This window comes from Streptomyces sp. TRD_SC_5 (assembly GCF_056836825.1).
The window spans coordinates 3,380,086-3,396,330 of record NZ_JBWZZS010000001.1; the positions used below are offsets into that span (position 1 = coordinate 3,380,086).

At 68.1% G+C, this 16,245-nt stretch carries 18 protein-coding genes and 1 tRNA gene; 5 read left to right on the forward strand and 14 right to left on the reverse strand.

The features are described from left to right. Window positions 1-112: 112 nt before the first annotated feature. A complete protein-coding gene (gene grpE, locus AC1P0E_RS15640) occupies window positions 113-802 on the reverse strand; it encodes a nucleotide exchange factor GrpE (RefSeq protein WP_482742770.1) in 690 nt (229 codons plus the stop codon). Next, complete coding sequence (gene dnaK, locus AC1P0E_RS15645) at window positions 799-2,664, reverse strand: molecular chaperone DnaK (RefSeq protein WP_482742771.1); 1,866 nt, start codon at window positions 2,662-2,664, stop codon at window positions 799-801. The genes grpE and dnaK overlap by 4 nt, the downstream gene beginning before the upstream one ends. Before the next feature lie 191 nt (window positions 2,665-2,855). Between dnaK and AC1P0E_RS15650 the strand changes: the two genes are divergently transcribed. From AC1P0E_RS15650 to AC1P0E_RS15665, 4 genes are all read left to right on the forward strand, one after another. Beyond that, on the forward strand, window positions 2,856-3,347 hold the full coding sequence (locus tag AC1P0E_RS15650) for a sugar transferase (RefSeq protein ID WP_482742772.1): 492 nt from the start codon (window positions 2,856-2,858) through the stop codon (window positions 3,345-3,347). 141 nt (window positions 3,348-3,488) lie between these two features. Then, window positions 3,489-5,756 (forward strand): (Fe-S)-binding protein, encoded by a 2,268-nt coding sequence (locus tag AC1P0E_RS15655; RefSeq protein WP_482742773.1) that lies wholly within the window; start codon window positions 3,489-3,491, stop codon window positions 5,754-5,756. Between the two features lie 132 nt (window positions 5,757-5,888). Next, complete coding sequence (locus AC1P0E_RS15660; RefSeq protein WP_482745770.1) at window positions 5,889-7,019, forward strand: FG-GAP repeat domain-containing protein; 1,131 nt, start codon at window positions 5,889-5,891, stop codon at window positions 7,017-7,019. 136 nt (window positions 7,020-7,155) lie between these two features. Further along, window positions 7,156-8,100: a Yip1 family protein gene (locus AC1P0E_RS15665; RefSeq protein WP_482742774.1), complete on the forward strand. Its 945-nt coding sequence runs from the start codon at window positions 7,156-7,158 to the stop codon at window positions 8,098-8,100. A gap of 97 nt (window positions 8,101-8,197) precedes the next feature. Here AC1P0E_RS15665 and AC1P0E_RS15670 read toward each other — a convergent pair whose 3' ends face one another. Both AC1P0E_RS15670 and dcd read right to left on the reverse strand, forming a co-directional pair. Then, window positions 8,198-8,695, reverse strand: coding sequence for a phosphoribosyltransferase (locus AC1P0E_RS15670; protein WP_482745771.1), 498 nt, complete (start codon window positions 8,693-8,695; stop codon window positions 8,198-8,200). 36 nt (window positions 8,696-8,731) lie between these two features. Next, on the reverse strand, window positions 8,732-9,307 hold the full coding sequence (dcd, locus tag AC1P0E_RS15675) for a dCTP deaminase (protein ID WP_482742775.1): 576 nt from the start codon (window positions 9,305-9,307) through the stop codon (window positions 8,732-8,734). A gap of 442 nt (window positions 9,308-9,749) precedes the next feature. Between dcd and AC1P0E_RS15680 the strand changes: the two genes are divergently transcribed. After that, window positions 9,750-9,823 (forward strand) — tRNA-Gly (locus tag AC1P0E_RS15680). Between the two features lie 51 nt (window positions 9,824-9,874). Here AC1P0E_RS15680 and AC1P0E_RS15685 read toward each other — a convergent pair. From AC1P0E_RS15685 to AC1P0E_RS15730, 10 genes are all read right to left on the reverse strand, one after another. After that, window positions 9,875-11,035 carry a tyrosine-type recombinase/integrase gene (locus AC1P0E_RS15685; RefSeq protein WP_482742776.1) on the reverse strand — a complete coding sequence of 387 codons (1,161 nt, stop codon included), beginning with the start codon at window positions 11,033-11,035 and terminating at the stop codon, window positions 9,875-9,877. Beyond that, window positions 11,035-11,247 (reverse strand): excisionase family DNA-binding protein, encoded by a 213-nt coding sequence (locus AC1P0E_RS15690; RefSeq protein WP_482742777.1) that lies wholly within the window; start codon window positions 11,245-11,247, stop codon window positions 11,035-11,037. The genes AC1P0E_RS15685 and AC1P0E_RS15690 overlap by 1 nt, the downstream gene beginning before the upstream one ends. Further along, window positions 11,244-12,626 (reverse strand): replication initiator protein RepSA, encoded by a 1,383-nt coding sequence (repSA, locus tag AC1P0E_RS15695; protein ID WP_482742778.1) that lies wholly within the window; start codon window positions 12,624-12,626, stop codon window positions 11,244-11,246. Before repSA ends, AC1P0E_RS15690 begins: the two co-directional genes overlap by 4 nt. Further along, complete coding sequence (locus AC1P0E_RS15700; protein WP_482742779.1) at window positions 12,623-12,817, reverse strand: hypothetical protein; 195 nt, start codon at window positions 12,815-12,817, stop codon at window positions 12,623-12,625. The genes repSA and AC1P0E_RS15700 overlap by 4 nt, the downstream gene beginning before the upstream one ends. A gap of 89 nt (window positions 12,818-12,906) precedes the next feature. Then, window positions 12,907-13,467 carry a GGDEF domain-containing protein gene (locus AC1P0E_RS15705; RefSeq protein WP_482742780.1) on the reverse strand — a complete coding sequence of 187 codons (561 nt, stop codon included), beginning with the start codon at window positions 13,465-13,467 and terminating at the stop codon, window positions 12,907-12,909. Window positions 13,468-13,556: 89 nt separating this feature from the next. After that, complete coding sequence (locus AC1P0E_RS15710; RefSeq protein ID WP_482742781.1) at window positions 13,557-13,850, reverse strand: SpdD protein; 294 nt, start codon at window positions 13,848-13,850, stop codon at window positions 13,557-13,559. A 22-nt stretch (window positions 13,851-13,872) separates the two neighbouring features. Further along, complete coding sequence (locus AC1P0E_RS15715; protein ID WP_482742782.1) at window positions 13,873-14,028, reverse strand: hypothetical protein; 156 nt, start codon at window positions 14,026-14,028, stop codon at window positions 13,873-13,875. Window positions 14,029-14,048: 20 nt separating this feature from the next. Next, window positions 14,049-14,237 (reverse strand): mobile element transfer protein, encoded by a 189-nt coding sequence (locus AC1P0E_RS15720; protein WP_482742783.1) that lies wholly within the window; start codon window positions 14,235-14,237, stop codon window positions 14,049-14,051. Window positions 14,238-14,254: 17 nt separating this feature from the next. Then, complete coding sequence (locus AC1P0E_RS15725) at window positions 14,255-14,893, reverse strand: DUF2637 domain-containing protein (RefSeq protein WP_482742784.1); 639 nt, start codon at window positions 14,891-14,893, stop codon at window positions 14,255-14,257. 4 nt (window positions 14,894-14,897) lie between these two features. Next, a complete protein-coding gene (locus tag AC1P0E_RS15730) occupies window positions 14,898-16,244 on the reverse strand; it encodes an FtsK/SpoIIIE domain-containing protein (protein WP_482742785.1) in 1,347 nt (448 codons plus the stop codon). Window position 16,245: the final 1 nt, after the last annotated feature.

The following is a 16,245-nucleotide window of genomic DNA, read 5'->3' on the forward strand; positions in this document are numbered from 1 at the left end:
CTCCTTCCTGCTGCCGCTACAACACCTGTTACTGCTATGAGTACCGCTACTAGTACGGGTACTAGTACGGCTACTCGTATCCGTACCGCTACTCGTACCGCTACCGGTCACGTCAGCCCTCGTCCGGGCCACCGCTCTCCTCGTCCGGAGCCTTGGCTTCGGGCTCGTCCGCCTTGGCGGGCGTGGCCCCCGGCTGCGGCTCGGCCACCGCGACCCGCGCGGGACGGATGGTCCGCTCGCCGATCCGGTAACCAGGCTGCAGGATCGCGACGCACGTCGTCTCCTCGACATCCGGTGCGTACGAGTGCATCAGCGCCTCGTGGATCGTCGGGTCGAAGGGCTCGCCCTCCTTGCCGAACTGCTGCAGGCCCATCTTGGCGGCGACCGTCTCCAGCGATTCGGCGACCGACTTGAACCCGCCCACCAGCTCGCCGTGTTCACGCGCGCGGCCGATGTCGTCGAGGGTCGGGAGGAGCTCGCTCAGGAGGTTCGCGACAGCGATCTCCTTGACCGTGACCCGGTCCCGCTCCACGCGGCGACGGTAGTTCTGGTACTCCGCCTGCAGCCGCTGGAGGTCCGCGGTGCGCTCACTGAGCGCCATACGTACCTGGTCCAGCTGTGCGGTCAGAGCTACGTCCTGCTGTACATCCTGTACGTCCCCGGCCGGGGCCGCCGGGCCCGACTCCTCGACGGAGTCGGTCCCTGCCTTTTCGGGCGCGGCAGCCTGCGGTTCGGCGTCTTCGGGAGTGGCGCCGGAAGGGACGTCGGGCTTCTCCTCGAAGCCCGGAGTCTCCTCCGTCATGCGGCGCCTCCCTGACGACCGGCGCCGGCGTCCTTCTCGTCGTCGACGATCTCGGCGTCCACGACGTCGTCGTCCGCCTTGGCCTGACCGTCCGCACCGGGAGCGTCGCCGCCCGCGGCCTGAGCGCCCTCGGCGTTGGCGTACATGGCCTGGCCCAGCTTCTGAGAGACGGCCGCGACCTTCTCCGTCGCCGTGCGGATCTCGGCCGTGTCCTCACCCTTGAGCTTTTCCTTCAGCTCGGTGATGGACGTCTCGACCTCGGTCTTCACGTCACCCGGGACCTTGTCCTCGTTGTCCTTGAGGAACTTCTCCGTCTGGTAGACGAGCTGCTCGGCCTGGTTGCGGGTCTCGGCGGCCTCGCGGCGCTTGTGGTCCTCGTCCGCGTACTTCTCGGCCTCTTCGCGCATCCGGTTGACCTCGTCCTTCGGCAGCGAGGAGCCACCGGTGACGGTCATCTTCTGCTCCTTGCCGGTGCCGAGGTCCTTGGCACCGACGTGCATGATGCCGTTGGCGTCGATGTCGAACGCGACCTCGATCTGCGGGACACCACGCGGGGCCGGCGGCAGGCCGGTCAGCTCGAACATGCCGAGCTTCTTGTTGTACGCCGCGATCTCGCGCTCGCCCTGGTAGACCTGGATCTGGACGGACGGCTGGTTGTCCTCGGCCGTCGTGAAGATCTCGGAGCGCTTGGTCGGGATCGTCGTGTTGCGCTCGATGAGCTTCGTCATGATGCCGCCCTTGGTCTCAATACCAAGCGACAGCGGCGTGACGTCGAGGAGCAGAACGTCCTTGACCTCGCCCTTGAGGACACCGGCCTGGAGCGAGGCGCCGATGGCGACGACCTCGTCCGGGTTCACACCCTTGTTGGCGTCCTGACCGCCCGTGAGCTCCTTGACGAGCTCGGCGACGGCCGGCATACGGGTCGAGCCACCGACGAGAACGACGTGGTCGATCTCGGAGAGCTGGATGCCCGCGTCCTTGATGACGTTGTGGAACGGCGTCTTGCAGCGGTCCAGCAGGTCGGCGGTGAGCTGCTGGAACTGCGAGCGCGTGAGCTTCTCGTCCAGGTGCAGCGGGCCCTCGGCCGACGCCGTGATGTACGGCAGGTTGATCGAGGTCTCGGTGGAGGAGGACAGCTCGATCTTGGCCTTCTCGGCCGCCTCGCGCAGGCGCTGGAGCGCCATCTTGTCCTTGGAGAGGTCCACGCCGTGGCCGGAGTGGAACTGCTTGACCAGGTAGTCCATGACCCGCTGGTCCCAGTCGTCACCACCGAGGTGGTTGTCACCGTTGGTGGCCTTGACCTCGACGACGCCGTCGCCGATCTCGAGGAGCGATACGTCGAAGGTGCCGCCACCGAGGTCGAAGACGAGGATCGTCTGGTCGTCCTTGTCGAGGCCGTACGCCAGGGCGGCGGCCGTCGGCTCGTTGACGATGCGCAGGACGTTCAGGCCCGCGATCTCGCCGGCCTCCTTCGTCGCCTGACGCTCGGAGTCGTTGAAGTACGCCGGGACGGTGATGACCGCGTCGGCCACCTTCTCGCCCAGGTAGGCCTCGGCGTCGCGCTTCAGCTTCTGCAGGATGAAGGCGCTCATCTGCTGCGGGTTGAACTTCTTGCCGTCGAGCTCGATGTTCCAGTCGGTGCCCATGTGGCGCTTGACCGACCGGATCGTCCTGTCGACGTTGGTGACCGCCTGGCGCTTGGCAACCTCGCCTACCAGCACTTCACCGTTCTTCGCGAAAGCGACGACGGACGGCGTGGTCCTGGCGCCTTCGGCGTTGGTGATGACGGTGGGCTCGCCGCCCTCCAGAACGCTGACGACGGAGTTAGTGGTGCCCAGGTCGATGCCGACCGCACGTGCCATTTCGATTCCTCCAGCTGACTTGAGTGGAACAGACTCAAGGATGCACGACGGATCCCAACCCGTCAACAGAGCTGAGTCGAGGAGGCTCAACTCTTATGCGGCCCTTATGGGCATGAGCACGGCACGAGTACGGCACGCCCATGTCCGCCGATGCGCCATCTCGGGACGAAAGGCGTGAAAAGGTACGCCACATGCCCGCGAAGCGCATCTTCGACCTGGCGGTCACCTTCGCCCTGTTGCCGATCGCCGCCCCTCTCCTGCTCCTCACCGCGACGGCCGCAGCCGTAACGTCGCCGGGTCCGGTTCTCGTACGGGAAATCCGCGCGGGCCTGGCCGGCCGCCCCTTCGAGATGCTGACGCTCCGCGCCGATCCGCGCACCCCGGCCGGCCGGCTGCTGCGCCGGACGCGTCTGGACCTACTGCCGCGGCTGATCCACGTACTGGGCGGCGAGATGTCCCTGGTCGGCCCGTGCGCCCTGCCGCCCGGCCACCCGTCGGCCACATGGGCGAGACTGTTGGTGCGGCCGGGTCTCACCGGGCTGTGGCAGGTCGGCGGGCGCTCCGAGCTGCCGTGGGAGGAGATGGACGTACTGGATCTGCACTACATCGAGCAGCACTGGCTCGGCCTCGATCTGGCCATCCTGGCTCGCACGATCCCGGCGGTCCTCGCCGCCAAATGCTGAGGGAACCCTTACGCGACACAGATCACCGCATGCGCGGCTACAGTGCGGCGGCATAAGTGGGTACGCTCAGCACGGACTGGATAAGTTACCGCTTAGTAATCCCCACTGAGCTCTCACCCTCGCAGGCCCGAGGAGCCCCTCATGCAACTCGCCGCGATCATCGTGTCGCTGGTCATCACGGTGGTAGCCGTCGCGCTGTTCGGCCGAGCCGTCGCGCAGATCTACCGCTTCGTGCGGCTGGGCCAGCCTGTGCCCGCGGGCTCCCGCACCGGTGACCCCACACAGCGCACCATCACCCTGGCCAAGGAGTTCCTGGGCCACACCCGGATGAACCGCTGGGGCATCGTCGGCGTGGCGCACTGGTTCGTGGCGGTGGGCTTCTTCGCGCTGCTGCTCACGATCGTCAACGCCTTCGGCCAGCTCTTCCAGGCCGACTGGCTGATCCCGGTCATCGGCGACTGGCTGCCGTACGAACTCTTCACCGAGTTCCTCGGCCTGATGACGGTGCTCGGCATCGTCACCCTGATCGTCATCCGGCAGCTGAACAGGCCGAGCGGGGCGGGGCGCAAGTCACGCTTCACGGGCTCCAAGACGGGCCAGGCGTACTTCGTCGAGGCCGTCATCCTCATCGTCGGCGTCTGCATCATGACGCTGCGCGCCCTGGAAGGCGCGCTGCACCACGTCGACAGCTGGGAGCCCGGGTTCTTCGCCTCGTACCCGCTGATCGCGGCCCTCGACGGCCTGAGCGTGGGCACGCTCCAGTACCTCACCTACTTCTTCGCGGCGCTGAAGATCGTCACGTCCTTCACCTGGATGATCACGGTCTCGCTCAACACCAACATGGGTGTGGCCTGGCACCGCTTCCTCGGCTTCCCGAACATCTGGTTCAAGCGCGAGTCCGACGGCGGCACCGCGCTGGGCGCGCTTCTGCCGATGACCAGCGGCGGCAAGGAAATCAACTTCGAGGACCCGGGCGAGGACGACACCTTCGGCGTCAGCCAGGTCGAGCAGTTCAGCTGGAAGGGCATCCTCGACTTCTCCACGTGCACCGAGTGCGGCCGCTGCCAGTCGCAGTGCCCCGCCTGGAACACGGGCAAGCCGCTCTCCCCGAAGCTCCTGATCATGTCGCTGCGCGACCACGCGCACGCCAAGGCGCCGTACCTGCTCGCGGGCGGCGGCAAGGACATGGAGGGCAACGAGAAGGCGACGCCCGAGCAGCTCAAGGACGTCCCGGCGTCCGCCCTCGCCGAGGCCGAGCGCCCACTGATCGGCACGCTCGAAGAGAACGGCGTCATCGACCCGGACGTGCTGTGGTCCTGCACCAGCTGCGGCGCGTGCGTCGAGCAGTGCCCGGTCGACATCGAGCACATCGACCACATCGTCGACATGCGCCGCTACCAGGTGATGATCGAGAGCGCGTTCCCGTCCGAGGCGGGAACCATGCTCAAGAACCTGGAGAAGAAGGGCAACCCCTGGGGTCTCGCCAAGAAGCAGCGCGTCGAGTGGACGAAGGAAGTCGACTTCGAGGTGCCGATCGTCGGCAAGACGATCGAGGACCTGTCCGAGGTCGAGTACCTCTACTGGGTCGGCTGCGCGGGCGCGCTGGAAGACCGCGCCAAGAAGACGACGAAGGCCTTCGCGGAACTCCTCCACATCGCGGGCGTCAAGTTCGCGATCATGGGAGGCGACGAGAAGTGCACGGGTGACTCGGCCCGCCGCCTCGGCAACGAGCCGCTGTTCCAGCAGCTCGGCCAGGAGAACGTCGCGATGCTGAACATGGCGTACGGCGAAGACGACGAAGACCCGTCGACACGCAAGCCCAAGTCGTCGAAGAAGATCGTCGCCACCTGCCCGCACTGCTTCAACACGATCGCGAACGAGTACCCGCAGCTGGGCGGCGAGTTCGAGGTCATCCACCACACGCAGCTGCTCCAGCACCTCATCGACGAGGGCAAGCTCATCCCCGTCACCCCGGTCGAGGGCCTCATCACGTACCACGACCCCTGCTACCTGGGCCGCCACAACAAGGTCTACACGCCTCCGCGCGAGATCATGTCCGCCGTCCCCGGCCTGCGTCAGCAGGAAATGCACCGCCACAAGGAACGCGGCTTCTGCTGCGGCGCCGGCGGCGCGCGCATGTGGATGGAGGAGCGGATCGGCAAGCGCATCAACACCGAGCGCGTCGACGAGGCCCTGTCCCTCAACCCGGACATCGTCTCCACCGCCTGCCCCTTCTGCCTCGTCATGCTCACCGACTCCATGAACGGCAAGAAGAACGACGGCAAGGCGAAGGAATCCCTCCAGGTCGTGGACGTGGCGCAGTTGCTCCTCGACTCGGTGAAGACGCCGGCCGAGCCCGCGGGCGAGGCGGAGTCCGAGGACGCGCCGGAGCCGGAACCGGTGAAGTAGCACGTAGCACGCACACAGCCGAAGAAGCGGCCGGATCTGTCTCGGGGGCAGGTCCGGCCGCTTTCGTGCACTCCACTTACCGCCGCGGTCAAAAAAGAGCATCATGTGGCAACTGATACTTGCTGCTACTGGCTGCTACTGGCGATACGGACGAGGTGGATCGTGCGAAGAGGGATCGCAGCGGCGGCAGTGAGCTGCGCGGTACTGCTGACAGGTTGCGGCGCCTCCGCCGACAGCGACTCCCCGGCGGCCACCGGCGCCAAGGCCGACTCCACACCCGCCGCGATGGCGAACAAGGCCGCCGCTCCCCTGCGCCCCGTACCGAACGGCAAGGGCAGCCGCGCAGCCGAGGACTTCAACGGTGACGGCCACCGCGACCTCGTCCTCAACGACCTGGTCAAGGGCCCCGAGGACCGTCTGGGCGACGACGCGGGCATCGGCATCGTGTACGGCTCCGGGGCCCCGCGGGCGCTCGATCCCGCCGTACGCCAGCTCCTCACGCCCGCCCGCAACGCGGCCCGCACCGAGGGCGTGCTCCCCGCCGCCTTCGACGCCGAGGCGGCCTGCGACCTCGACAAGGACGGTTACGCCGACCTGGTGGTCACCACGGACCCGCCGTTCAACGGCACGGGCATGCCGCCCGTACCGCTCCAGATCCTCTTCGGCTCTGCGAACGGTCTCACCGGCAAGGCGGTCAAGCTCCGCATCCCCGACCGCGCCCGGTTCGGCAACGAGTGGCCCGACCACCCCGTGTGCGGCGACTTCGACGGCGACGGCAGCAAGGACCTGGCGGTGACCGCGAGCGGCGGCCGCCTCAGCTACCTGCGCGGCCCGTTCACGCGCGCCGGCGCCCCGCGCGCGGCCGCGGGCGCGATCCCGGGCGTCGGCCCCGTCCTCGTCTCCCCCGACCTCGCGCCCGACGTCAACGAGGACGGTTACGACGACCTGGTCTCCGCCACCCGCGCGCACGAGCCCGGAACCGCCGCCCGCGCACAGCTGGTGCTCGGCGGCCCTACGGGCCCCGGGCGCCCGGGCGGTACGTACACCTTCAAGGCGGTGAAGCCGGCGCCGGGCAAGCTCCCGGCCGGCGAGGAGACGCTCACCACGAGCGTCCTGCGCCGGGCGGACTACGACGGTGACAAGAAGCCGGACACGGTCGTACGTACGCACCGGGGCGAGACGACGGACGTCGTCACGCTCCATTCCTCGGCCGCGAAGAGGACCATCACCTTCTCCACGGCGGTCTTCTCCACGCCCCACTGACTCGGACGCACGCGCACCATGCGTCCCGCCATGCCGCAAGGGAGCCCCCTAGGGGATGTCACAGCTCGGCCGCAAAGCCGGGCCTGTAGCGGCAGGCCCGGCATACGGCGCATCCGGACCAGGTACGTTCGATTATGTGGCTGGATTCAGGATCGGACGCGGCCGGGACAACCGCACCCCGCAACAACAACCGCAGCGGCAACAGCAGCAACGGCAGCAACAGCCGTACGGGCAGCAGGCGTCATCGCCTCAGCCCCCGTACGGCCAGCAGCAGTGGCCGCAGGCACCGCAGTACGGCGGACAGCACGGCGAGCCCGAATACTTCGGCGAACCGGACCCGCACCCGCACCCGGGCCACGCCCAGGGCGGCTACGGAGGACACGGCGCTCCCGGGGGAGGTGGCCAGTACGCCAACAGCAACAACTCCAACATCAACCCCAACAACAACCCGGGCCACACGCAGGCCTTCAGCATCGGCGAGGACCCGTACGGCGACGGCAGCACCTACCACGCCGGCAACACTCCCGCCCCGCCCACAGGCCCGCGCCTGCACTGGAAGCAGCTGCTGAGCGGCATCGTGCTGCGCCCGGGACCGACGTTCTGGCAGATGCGCGACTACGCGGTGTGGGGCCCGGCGCTGGTCGTCACGTTCCTCTACGGCCTGCTCGCGATCTTCGGCTTCGACAAGGCCCGCGAAGAGGCCATCAACGCGACCCTGACGAATGCCATCCCGTACGTCCTGACGACCGGCATCGCGGTGATCATCTGCGGCCTGATCCTCGGCGCGGTGACGCACACCCTGGCCCGCCAGCTCGGCGGCGACGGCTCCTGGCAGCCGACCGTCGGCCTCTCGATGCTGATCATGTCGATGACGGACGCCCCGCGCCTGGTCTTCGCGATCTTCCTCGGCGGCGAGAACAGCCTGGTCCAGGTGCTCGGCTGGGTGACCTGGCTGGGAGCGGCGGCCCTGTTCACCTCGATGGTGAGCAAGTCGCACGACCTGCCGTGGCAGAAGGCCCTGGGCGCGTCCGCGATCCAGCTGGTGGCCCTGCTGTCCCTGATCAAACTGGGCACGATCTGACGCAGGCACCACCCACCCGCCCACCCACCATGCCTCAGGACGAAGAGGGCCCCGGCGCGAAATCCGCACCGGGGCCCTTCCCACTGCGCGCTACGCGCTACGCGTCCAGAACCTGCCCGGTGCGCCGCACGACGGGCTTCTGCACACTCCAGGGGAAGTTGATCCACTCGTCGGTGCGCTTCCACACGTACTCGCACTTCACGAGCGAGTGGGACTTCTCGTAGACGACCGCGCTGCGGACCTCCGCCACGTGATCGAGGCAGAAGTCGTGCACGAGCTTGAGGGTCTTGCCGGTATCAGCCACATCATCAGTAATAAGCACCTTCTTATTACTGAAGTCGATCACGTCCGGCACCGGCGACAGCATGACCGGCATCTCGAGAGTGGTCCCGACCCCCGTATAGAACTCCACATTCACCAGGTGAATGTTCTTGACGTCGAGCGCGTAGGCCAGCCCGCCGGCGACGAAGACCCCGCCACGGGCGATGCTCAGTACGATGTCGGGCTCGTACCCGTCGTCGGCGATGGTCTGCGCGAGCTCGCGCACCGCGTTGCCGAACCCCTCGTAGGTCAGGTTCTCCCGTACGTCACTCATATCCATGCACCCGTATCCATGCACCCATGCCCGGCATCACACCTGCGTCCGATGAAAATTGAGGAAGGACCGCGAGGCCGTCGGCCCGCGCTGCCCCTGATAACGCGACCCGTACCGCTCGGAGCCGTACGGGAATTCCGTGGGCGAGCTCAGCTGGAACATGCACAGCTGGCCGATCTTCATGCCGGGCCAGAGCTTGATCGGCAGGGTGGCCAGATTCGAGAGCTCGAGGGTGACATGCCCGGAGAATCCGGGATCGATGAACCCGGCAGTCGAATGAGTAACAAGCCCGAGCCGCCCGAGCGAGCTCTTCCCCTCCAGCCGCGAGGCGAGGTTGTCCGGCAGCGTGATCGTCTCGTACGTCGACGCCAGCACGAACTCACCGGGGTGGAGGATGAACGCCTCGTCCGCCTCCGGCTCCACCAGCCGCGTCAGATCGGCCTGCTCGACAGCCGGATCGATGTGTGGGTAGCGGTGGTTCTCGAACACCCGGAAGTAGCGGTCGAGCCGCACGTCGATGCTCGAGGGCTGCACCATGGATTCGTCGTACGGATCAATACGCACGCGTCCGGCATCGATCTCGGCCCGGATGTCCTTGTCTGAGAGAAGCACGCCCCGAGGATACGCAGAGCGCGCGGGCCCGCCCCAATCGGACGACCCCGCGCGCCTCTCTCTCCGACCTCCGGCCGACCTCTAGCGCTGCTCCAGCACAACCGGCACAGCATTCCGAAGCCGCGCACAGCGCGGACAGCGGATGAGCCTCCCCGGACCGATCCGGCCGGCTCCGAGCTGCTGCAGCGGGAACGATGTGGTGCTGAACACGTGCCCTTCGGCACAACGGACGACGGTGGGCTCCATCAAGTCCATCAAGTCCCTTCCCCAACAAAGCGTGGACGAGAAAGCCACATTAGGGGATGAACAGGACGCCACTCCAGGCGGCACTCCGCCCACCAAGCTACGCCCCCACGCCGACACGAAATCCCCGCCACACACACCGGGGCGGCGACTGGGGTACACTGTCGGACGAACGCGGCGCCGCTCAACGGCCCGTCGCGCGGGTGTAGTTTAATGGTAGAACATGAGCTTCCCAAGCTCAGAGCGCGAGTTCGATTCTCGTCACCCGCTCCACGCAAAAGCCCCAGGCCAGCGGCCCGGGGCTTCTTTGTTGTCTGGACCAGTTCAAGCGTCGCGCACCAGATCCGCACCAGAAGGCCCCCGATCAGCCTTCTTACGGGCGGCCCTCACGAGATCATCCAGCCCGCTCGCCACTTCCTGCTGTCGCTCAAGATCAGAGTGCTGATAGATCAGCGCGGCCTTCTCCGACGACTGCCCGGCTCGGACCATCGTGTCCTTGAGCGTCGCACCGGAGCGGGTCGCGAGGGTGTGCCCGGTGTGACGAAGATCGTAGAACCGGAAGTCTTCCGGCATGCCGACGAGCGCGCGGGCCCGGCGCCATTTCCGCCCGAAGGTGGAACGCCGGAACGGCTTGCCCTTCTCCCCCACGAACAGGAGTCCGTCCGGTCCCTTCTCGGCGTACCAGTCGAGATGCCGCCGAAGGTCGGTCCGCAGAAAGGCCGGCAGAACCACGACGCGCTTTCCTGCTTCGGACTTCGTCGGCCCCTCGGCCCGCTTGCCGGTGGTCAGCTCGGGGGCTGCCTGGCGGATGCGGACGGTCATGGCGTCCAGGTCGACATCCTTGCGGCGGAGCTCCGCCTGTTCCTCCGGTCGCATCGGTCCATACGCGCCGAGGTAGACCATCAGCCGCCAGCGGGGCCCGACCGCGTTGGCGAGCTCGTCGACCTGGTCGACGGTGGCGATCTGTCGTTCGGCGGACGACTCCTTGCCCGCGCCCTTGATGCGGCACGGATTGCGGCGGATCAGCTCGTCATCGACGGCTGTCTCCATGACGGCCTTGAGCAGTCGGTACGCCTTGGCGACGGTCGTCGCGGCCCCGGTGGCGGCCAGTCGTTCGGCCCGCCAGGTGCGGACGCGGGGTGCGGTGATCTGGTCGAGGTCCAGGCCCTCGAAGGTGGGCAGGAGGTGCAGCCGCGCCAGTCGGCGGTACAGCTCGTCCGTGGTGGGAGCGAGCCCGCGCTCGTCGACCCATTGGAGGGCGTATTCCCTGAAGTTCACGGCGCCCGCGTCCGGGTCCTGCCAGTTGCCGCGCGAGAGGTCGGCCTCGATCTGTGAGAGCCACACCTCAGCGTCGCGCTTGGTCTCGAACGTCTCGGGTGCGCGGAACTCCTGTCCATCCGGGCCCAGGTAGCTGGCGGTCCAACGGCCGGACCGATATTGCCGCACGGCGCCGAAGCGGCGACGACTTCCCTTCTTGTTGCCCATCAGGCGGCCTTCCCGTAGCGGGACCGACGGCGGCGGATGGGCTGCACTGTGTTGCCGTCGATGTAGGCGTCCAGGACGCTTTCCGCGATCCGCACCTGGCGGCCGACCTTGACGAAGGCGATGCGCCGTTCGGCGATGAGCCGCCGGGGGAAACGGACGGTGGTGCCGAGGCGTTCGGCGGCTTGCTCGACGGTCAGCAGGTGGTCACTCACGACCGGTCTCCTTCCAAAGCGAGGGCTTCACGTGCGGTTTCGCGGTTGAGCTGGAGATCTCTTGCGATGGATGCGGCGAGGACGGACTCGCCGGGTGTGTGGCCTTGCCCCGCGTACTGCCAGTCGGTGAGCACGAGGACAGTCGGGTCCTGGTCGGGGTCGGACACGCCCAGCTCTTCGCGCTGTTGGGCGGCGCGGTAGTCGGCGCGGACCTGGCGGAGGGCTCCGAGGGTGGTCGAGTAGCGGCGTGACTTGCTGGAGAAGTGACCGCGGAAGCCGAGCATGTGAGCCCAGGCCCGCAGCCTTCGATCGGGATACAGGCCGTCGAGGTCGAAGCACGCTTCGATGAGGCGGCGCGGGTGTTCCGGTACGTCGAGGAGCACCAGGACCTCACGGTTGCCGACGCGGCGGTCGATGGTGCCGGTTGTCTCGGCTGCCTTGGTCGCGTACTTGGCCACGTAGGAGGCGACGGCCTGTTCGGTGATGTCGGTGCCGGCCTTGAAAGCTCGGATGGGCTGGATGTCGAGCCGCGAGCCCCAGCGAAGCTCACGGGTGGGCTGGTCGGCGGCGGCCGGGACGGTGATGGACGTGTACGAGTGGGTGACGGCCGCGCGGATGGAGTCGGTCAGCAGCTGCACCGAGGCCCAAGAGGGCGGCGGGTCCTCGGGACCATCAGGCCCGTCGAGACGTACGACAGCATGGAAATGGACGGCCCCGCGCTTCTGGAACTCGGCAACCTTGCCGTACGAGACGCGTACGACCCCCTTGAGTTCGCGTTGGGTGAGCCCCGCGCGGGCGGCGATCTCACGGCGCAGCCGGTTGGTGAAGCGCTGCCACAGGTTCCCGGCGTGGTTGTTGAAGAGCACGGCGGCGGCGTAGTCGTAGGTGTCCGGGTCGAGCGGCGTGCCGAGTGCGTCGTCGTCGGGAGCGTGCCCGGTGCCGCAGCGGCAGCGGCCGGAGTCCGGGCGGTTGTGGACCGGACCGAAGCTCGGCGCGGTGAGCGTGGCGAAGACGCGCGGGTGATCCCGGACGGTGGCCGGTACATCCTTGTCCTGGTCGCCCGCGAGTCCGGCCCGGATCAGGTGGTAGGTGTCGGCGGCGTACATCCAGGCGCAGGCCGGGCAGCGCGAGGCGCGTCGGTTGCCGCAGGCGACGCGGAGTCGTCCGCCTGGCTCGTCATCGGTGGAGTAGCGGTGCAGAGCCGCGCCAGTGGCTTTGTCTTTGGTGAGGGTCCAGCCGGTGAGGTGGATTGGGTTCGCACAGCCGCCGGTTCGTCGCACCTGGTCGCGCCAGCGGTCGAAGCCCGGAGACCCGGCCACCCGCAGCAGATCGCCGAAGGTGTCCGGGTCCAGGCCCGCGAGAGTCGCGGTGTCGGTCACACGCGCTCCTGGTAGCCGAGGGCGAGCGGGGCCGGGGAGACCGTGGTGCCCGTGCCCTTGCAGCGGCGGCAGGTCACTCGGAGGGTGGCGCGGGTGCCGTCAGGGAGGCGGGTGCCGGCGTCGATGGCGACGAGGGGGAAGCCGTCGCAGTCGGGGCAAACACGCGTCCGGGCATGGGTGTGCTGGGCCATGATGGTGGTCCTTTCGATTGCGGTTGGAAGGGGCCGGACCGTCCGGGCGGCGGCGATGCTTGGCGGCTTGTGCGCCGCCCGGAGGCCGGTCAGCGAGAGGTAGGGCGAGGGCCGCGACGGCCGGGGGTGCCCTTGGCGGCGTACATCGCGGCATCGGCGGCGGTGAGCGCGTCGCTGAGCGTGCGAGTGGTCAGTTCCGCGAGGCGGCAGCAGCCGACCGAGACGGAGACGGGAAGCGACTGGTCGCCGTACGGGAACGGCTCGTTGAGCGTGCGGGCGAGCGTCTCGAGCTCCGCAGTGCGGTCAGCGTTGCGGATCGCAGCGACGAACTCGTCTCCACCGAGACGGCCTGCGATGCCGTGTCGACCGCACCAGGCAGTGAGGCGGGTGGCGGTGGCGGTCAGCGCGGCGTCCCCGGCGGCATGGCCGTACGAGTCATTGAGGTTCTTGAAGTCGTCCAGGTCGAGCAGCAGGACGACCGCGTCCCGGTGACGGCGGACGATGCGCTCGGCGGCAGTGGTCCACCCGGCTCGGGTGCGAAGCCTGGTCAGAGGGTCGCGGCGGGCGGCGGCCAGGCCACGGGCGAGCAGGCCCGAGTGAGCGGCCCAGCCGATGAGCGGCAGGGATAACGCGAGTGCTTGCGTGTCCACGGTTCTCCTTCGTTGCGGTTGGAAGGGATTGCGTGGGCCGTCCGGGCAGTGGCGATGCTTGGCGGCTTGTGGCACCGCCCGGAGGCCGGTCAGCGGCGGAATTCCTGGCGGAGCATGCGAATGAGCACCAGGAGCACGACGCCGCTGATGGACAGCGCGAGCCCTGTGATGGCGACGGCGAGGAGTGAGGAGGTGAGCACCACGCCGACCACGACGACACCGGTCACGGCGGCAGCGGGATTGCTGCGGGCAACGTCGACGAGACCTGACCGGGCGGGTGCGGGTGCCGACGGGGCGGACTTCTCGACCGGGACCGGGACCGGGGCGTGGGTGTGAGCGTTTGGGGTGTACGTGTCGGGCGCCGGGTACTTGGGCTTGAACACGGTGGTTCTCCTTCCAGGCGGGTTACTTGGCGATCGGGTCGATGACCGGGGTGAGGAAGCTGTCGGCGAGGAGGTAGCCGCCCAGCAGCAGGACGGCGACCAACCACAGCGGCGGGCGGACGAGCTTGATGCCGAGGGCGCCGACGACGATCAGGGCGAGCCAGAGCGGTACGTCCATGGCAGTGATCTCCTTGGCTCTCAGCGGGGGTTGCAGCGGTGCGTACGGGCGGCCAGCTCGGCGGCGGCGCGGTTGAGGTAGTCGGCCGACCAGTCGCAGCCGGGAGCGGTGCAGGCAGCGGCGTGCGCCTCCCGGCCATGACGGTCGCGGTGGGTGCCGATCTGAACGGGACCGATGCGGTCGACGTCCCAGAAGCGATTGCGAGCCATGGTCGGCTCACTTCCTTTCAGGTGAGTTGGGCGGCGATGGCATCGGCCATCGGAGCCGGGACACCGAGGCGGGCGCGCAGGGTGTCGGTGTCGATGGCTTGGCCCGTAGCCGATCGGTGGTCGTCGGCGAGCTTCCGCGCATGGGTGATCAGTGCAGGCGGTACGGCAGGTGCCGCAGCGGGCAGTTCCGGGGCTGGAACGGGCTCAGGCTCGGCGGTCTCTTCGCGCACCAGCTCGGGTTGAGCCTCGACTGATTCGAGCGGCGTGGGCTCCGCACGCTCGGAGTCCGGGGTGTGCACCAGGAGCGTTCCGCCGAGGAAGGCGAGTGCCGGCCACCCGGCGACGAGGATGCGGAGCCAGTCCGGCACGTCGTTGAGGTCGAGCAATCCGGCGGTGGCGATGTTCGCCCCGAGGGAGGCGGCAAGGGCGACAACGAACCAGGACCAGGCGGCCCGCCTCGGAGCGTCGGAGTCCCGGAGGGTGCGAAGCCGACGCCAGGCGGCGACGAGCAGCAGATCCACAGAGACCGGGTAGGCCCATGCCTTCCAACCGTCCTGCCCGGCCGCCTGAGCAAGGTCGTGCAGGTGTGAGAAGGACAGAGCACCGGCGATCACGGCTTGCACGAGTACGGCATCCAGCCGGAACGATGACCGCATGGCCTCAGTCCTCGTCCGGGACCAGGGCGAACGCCTTGGCTGGTGCCACCGGGCGGAACGCTTCCAAGCCAGGGATGCCGGGCGTCAGGTGCGCGTACTCATTGCAGGCCGCGACCGCCTCGGCGAGGCCGGTGAACGGGCTGCGGACGAGGGACCAACCACCGGAGGAGTCACCAGCCACCGCCATGCCGCGCTGATCGGGCCCTATGTTGGTCGCAGCGAGAACGGCCACGGGGCTGATGTCTCCCAGCGCCATCTTGGCGGTGGTCTCATCATTGACCCGGTGGGAGATTCGCCCAGTGAGCTGGGCCCGCAACGCGGTTGCACCCTTGCCGAGTTCGGCACCGAAGCGCTGTCCGCACACCTCGAGGTAGATGCCCGCAGCTCGGCCGAGCTGGGCGAGCCGGACGAGTTGCGTGACCATCTGGTCCCGGCGCTTCTCGTCGGCGGCGGACGCCGTGAGGAAGAGCTCTGCCACCTCGTCGATGAAGACGACGACCGGCACCGGCCTCATGTCGTCGGGCAGCCCCCAGATGTCCGAGGTAATCGACTCCGGAGAAGAGCCGGGCGCGAGACGCTGGACGGTCCTGATCAGTTCGTAGCGCTCGGTCATCTCCACGACGAGGGCGTCAAGCAGGTCCGCGGCTTCTTCCGGGGTGCAGGCCAGAGCCGACAGCCGGGAGGCGAAGGGGGCGAGTTCCACGCCCCACTTGCAATCGATGCCGACCAGAGCGACCGGCTGCGCAGCGAGCCCCGCCACCAGGCCGCGCAGGTATACCGACTTCCCCGACTCCGTCGCGCCCATCACCAACTCATGGGCAACGGTCCGGAAGTCCCTTGTATGCACAGACCCGTCGGAGCGCAGGGCCACCGGGACACTCAGCAGCTTGGGATCTGCGGCGCGAGGCATCACGACCCTTCGCAGCACGTCGTACCCGACGACCTTGACCTGGAGCCAGCCCGGAGAGAGCGCGGAGACGTGTACTGCGTAGGCGTGCCAAGAGTGCCGCAGGCGCTCGGTCGCCGTTTCGAAGTCGTGGACCTCCTGCCCCGGCTGCATCTTGATCCGTAACACCAGGCCACTGGCAGTGATACGCACCCGAGTCAGGCGCGGCACCATCCGGGAAGGCGTTCGCCTTGTAGCGGCGGCGATGGTGAGCCGAAGGCGAGACGGCGGCTCGGTAAGGCCACACGCCTCCATGACAGAGCGGTACGTGATCGAAATCCGGGCCAGCTTTGCCAGGGCTCCGAAGGCGAACCAGTACCAGACGGGACGCTGGTGGCGAAGAACCAGCAGTCCCGCGACGCTTAGCCCGAGGCCGATGAGCGCGAAGTCCTGTCCGGCGGTCATC

What these genes read in the sequence shown, in the direction of transcription:
- AC1P0E_RS15730 (WP_482742785.1), bottom strand. Translation starts at nt 16,244, where the DNA reads ATGACCGCCGGACAGGACTTCGCGCTCATCGGCCTCGGGCTAAGCGTC.
- AC1P0E_RS15715 (WP_482742782.1), bottom strand. Translation starts at nt 14,028, where the DNA reads ATGGACGTACCGCTCTGGCTCGCCCTGATCGTCGTCGGCGCCCTCGGC.
- dnaK (WP_482742771.1), bottom strand. Translation starts at nt 2,664, where the DNA reads ATGGCACGTGCGGTCGGCATCGACCTGGGCACCACTAACTCCGTCGTC.
- AC1P0E_RS15655 (WP_482742773.1), top strand. Translation starts at nt 3,489, where the DNA reads ATGCAACTCGCCGCGATCATCGTGTCGCTGGTCATCACGGTGGTAGCC.
- AC1P0E_RS15670 (WP_482745771.1), bottom strand. Translation starts at nt 8,695, where the DNA reads ATGAGTGACGTACGGGAGAACCTGACCTACGAGGGGTTCGGCAACGCG.
- AC1P0E_RS15700 (WP_482742779.1), bottom strand. Translation starts at nt 12,817, where the DNA reads ATGGCCCAGCACACCCATGCCCGGACGCGTGTTTGCCCCGACTGCGAC.
- AC1P0E_RS15685 (WP_482742776.1), bottom strand. Translation starts at nt 11,035, where the DNA reads ATGGGCAACAAGAAGGGAAGTCGTCGCCGCTTCGGCGCCGTGCGGCAA.
- AC1P0E_RS15720 (WP_482742783.1), bottom strand. Translation starts at nt 14,237, where the DNA reads ATGGCTCGCAATCGCTTCTGGGACGTCGACCGCATCGGTCCCGTTCAG.
- AC1P0E_RS15725 (WP_482742784.1), bottom strand. Translation starts at nt 14,893, where the DNA reads ATGCGGTCATCGTTCCGGCTGGATGCCGTACTCGTGCAAGCCGTGATC.
- grpE (WP_482742770.1), bottom strand. Translation starts at nt 802, where the DNA reads ATGACGGAGGAGACTCCGGGCTTCGAGGAGAAGCCCGACGTCCCTTCC.
- AC1P0E_RS15650 (WP_482742772.1), top strand. Translation starts at nt 2,856, where the DNA reads ATGCCCGCGAAGCGCATCTTCGACCTGGCGGTCACCTTCGCCCTGTTG.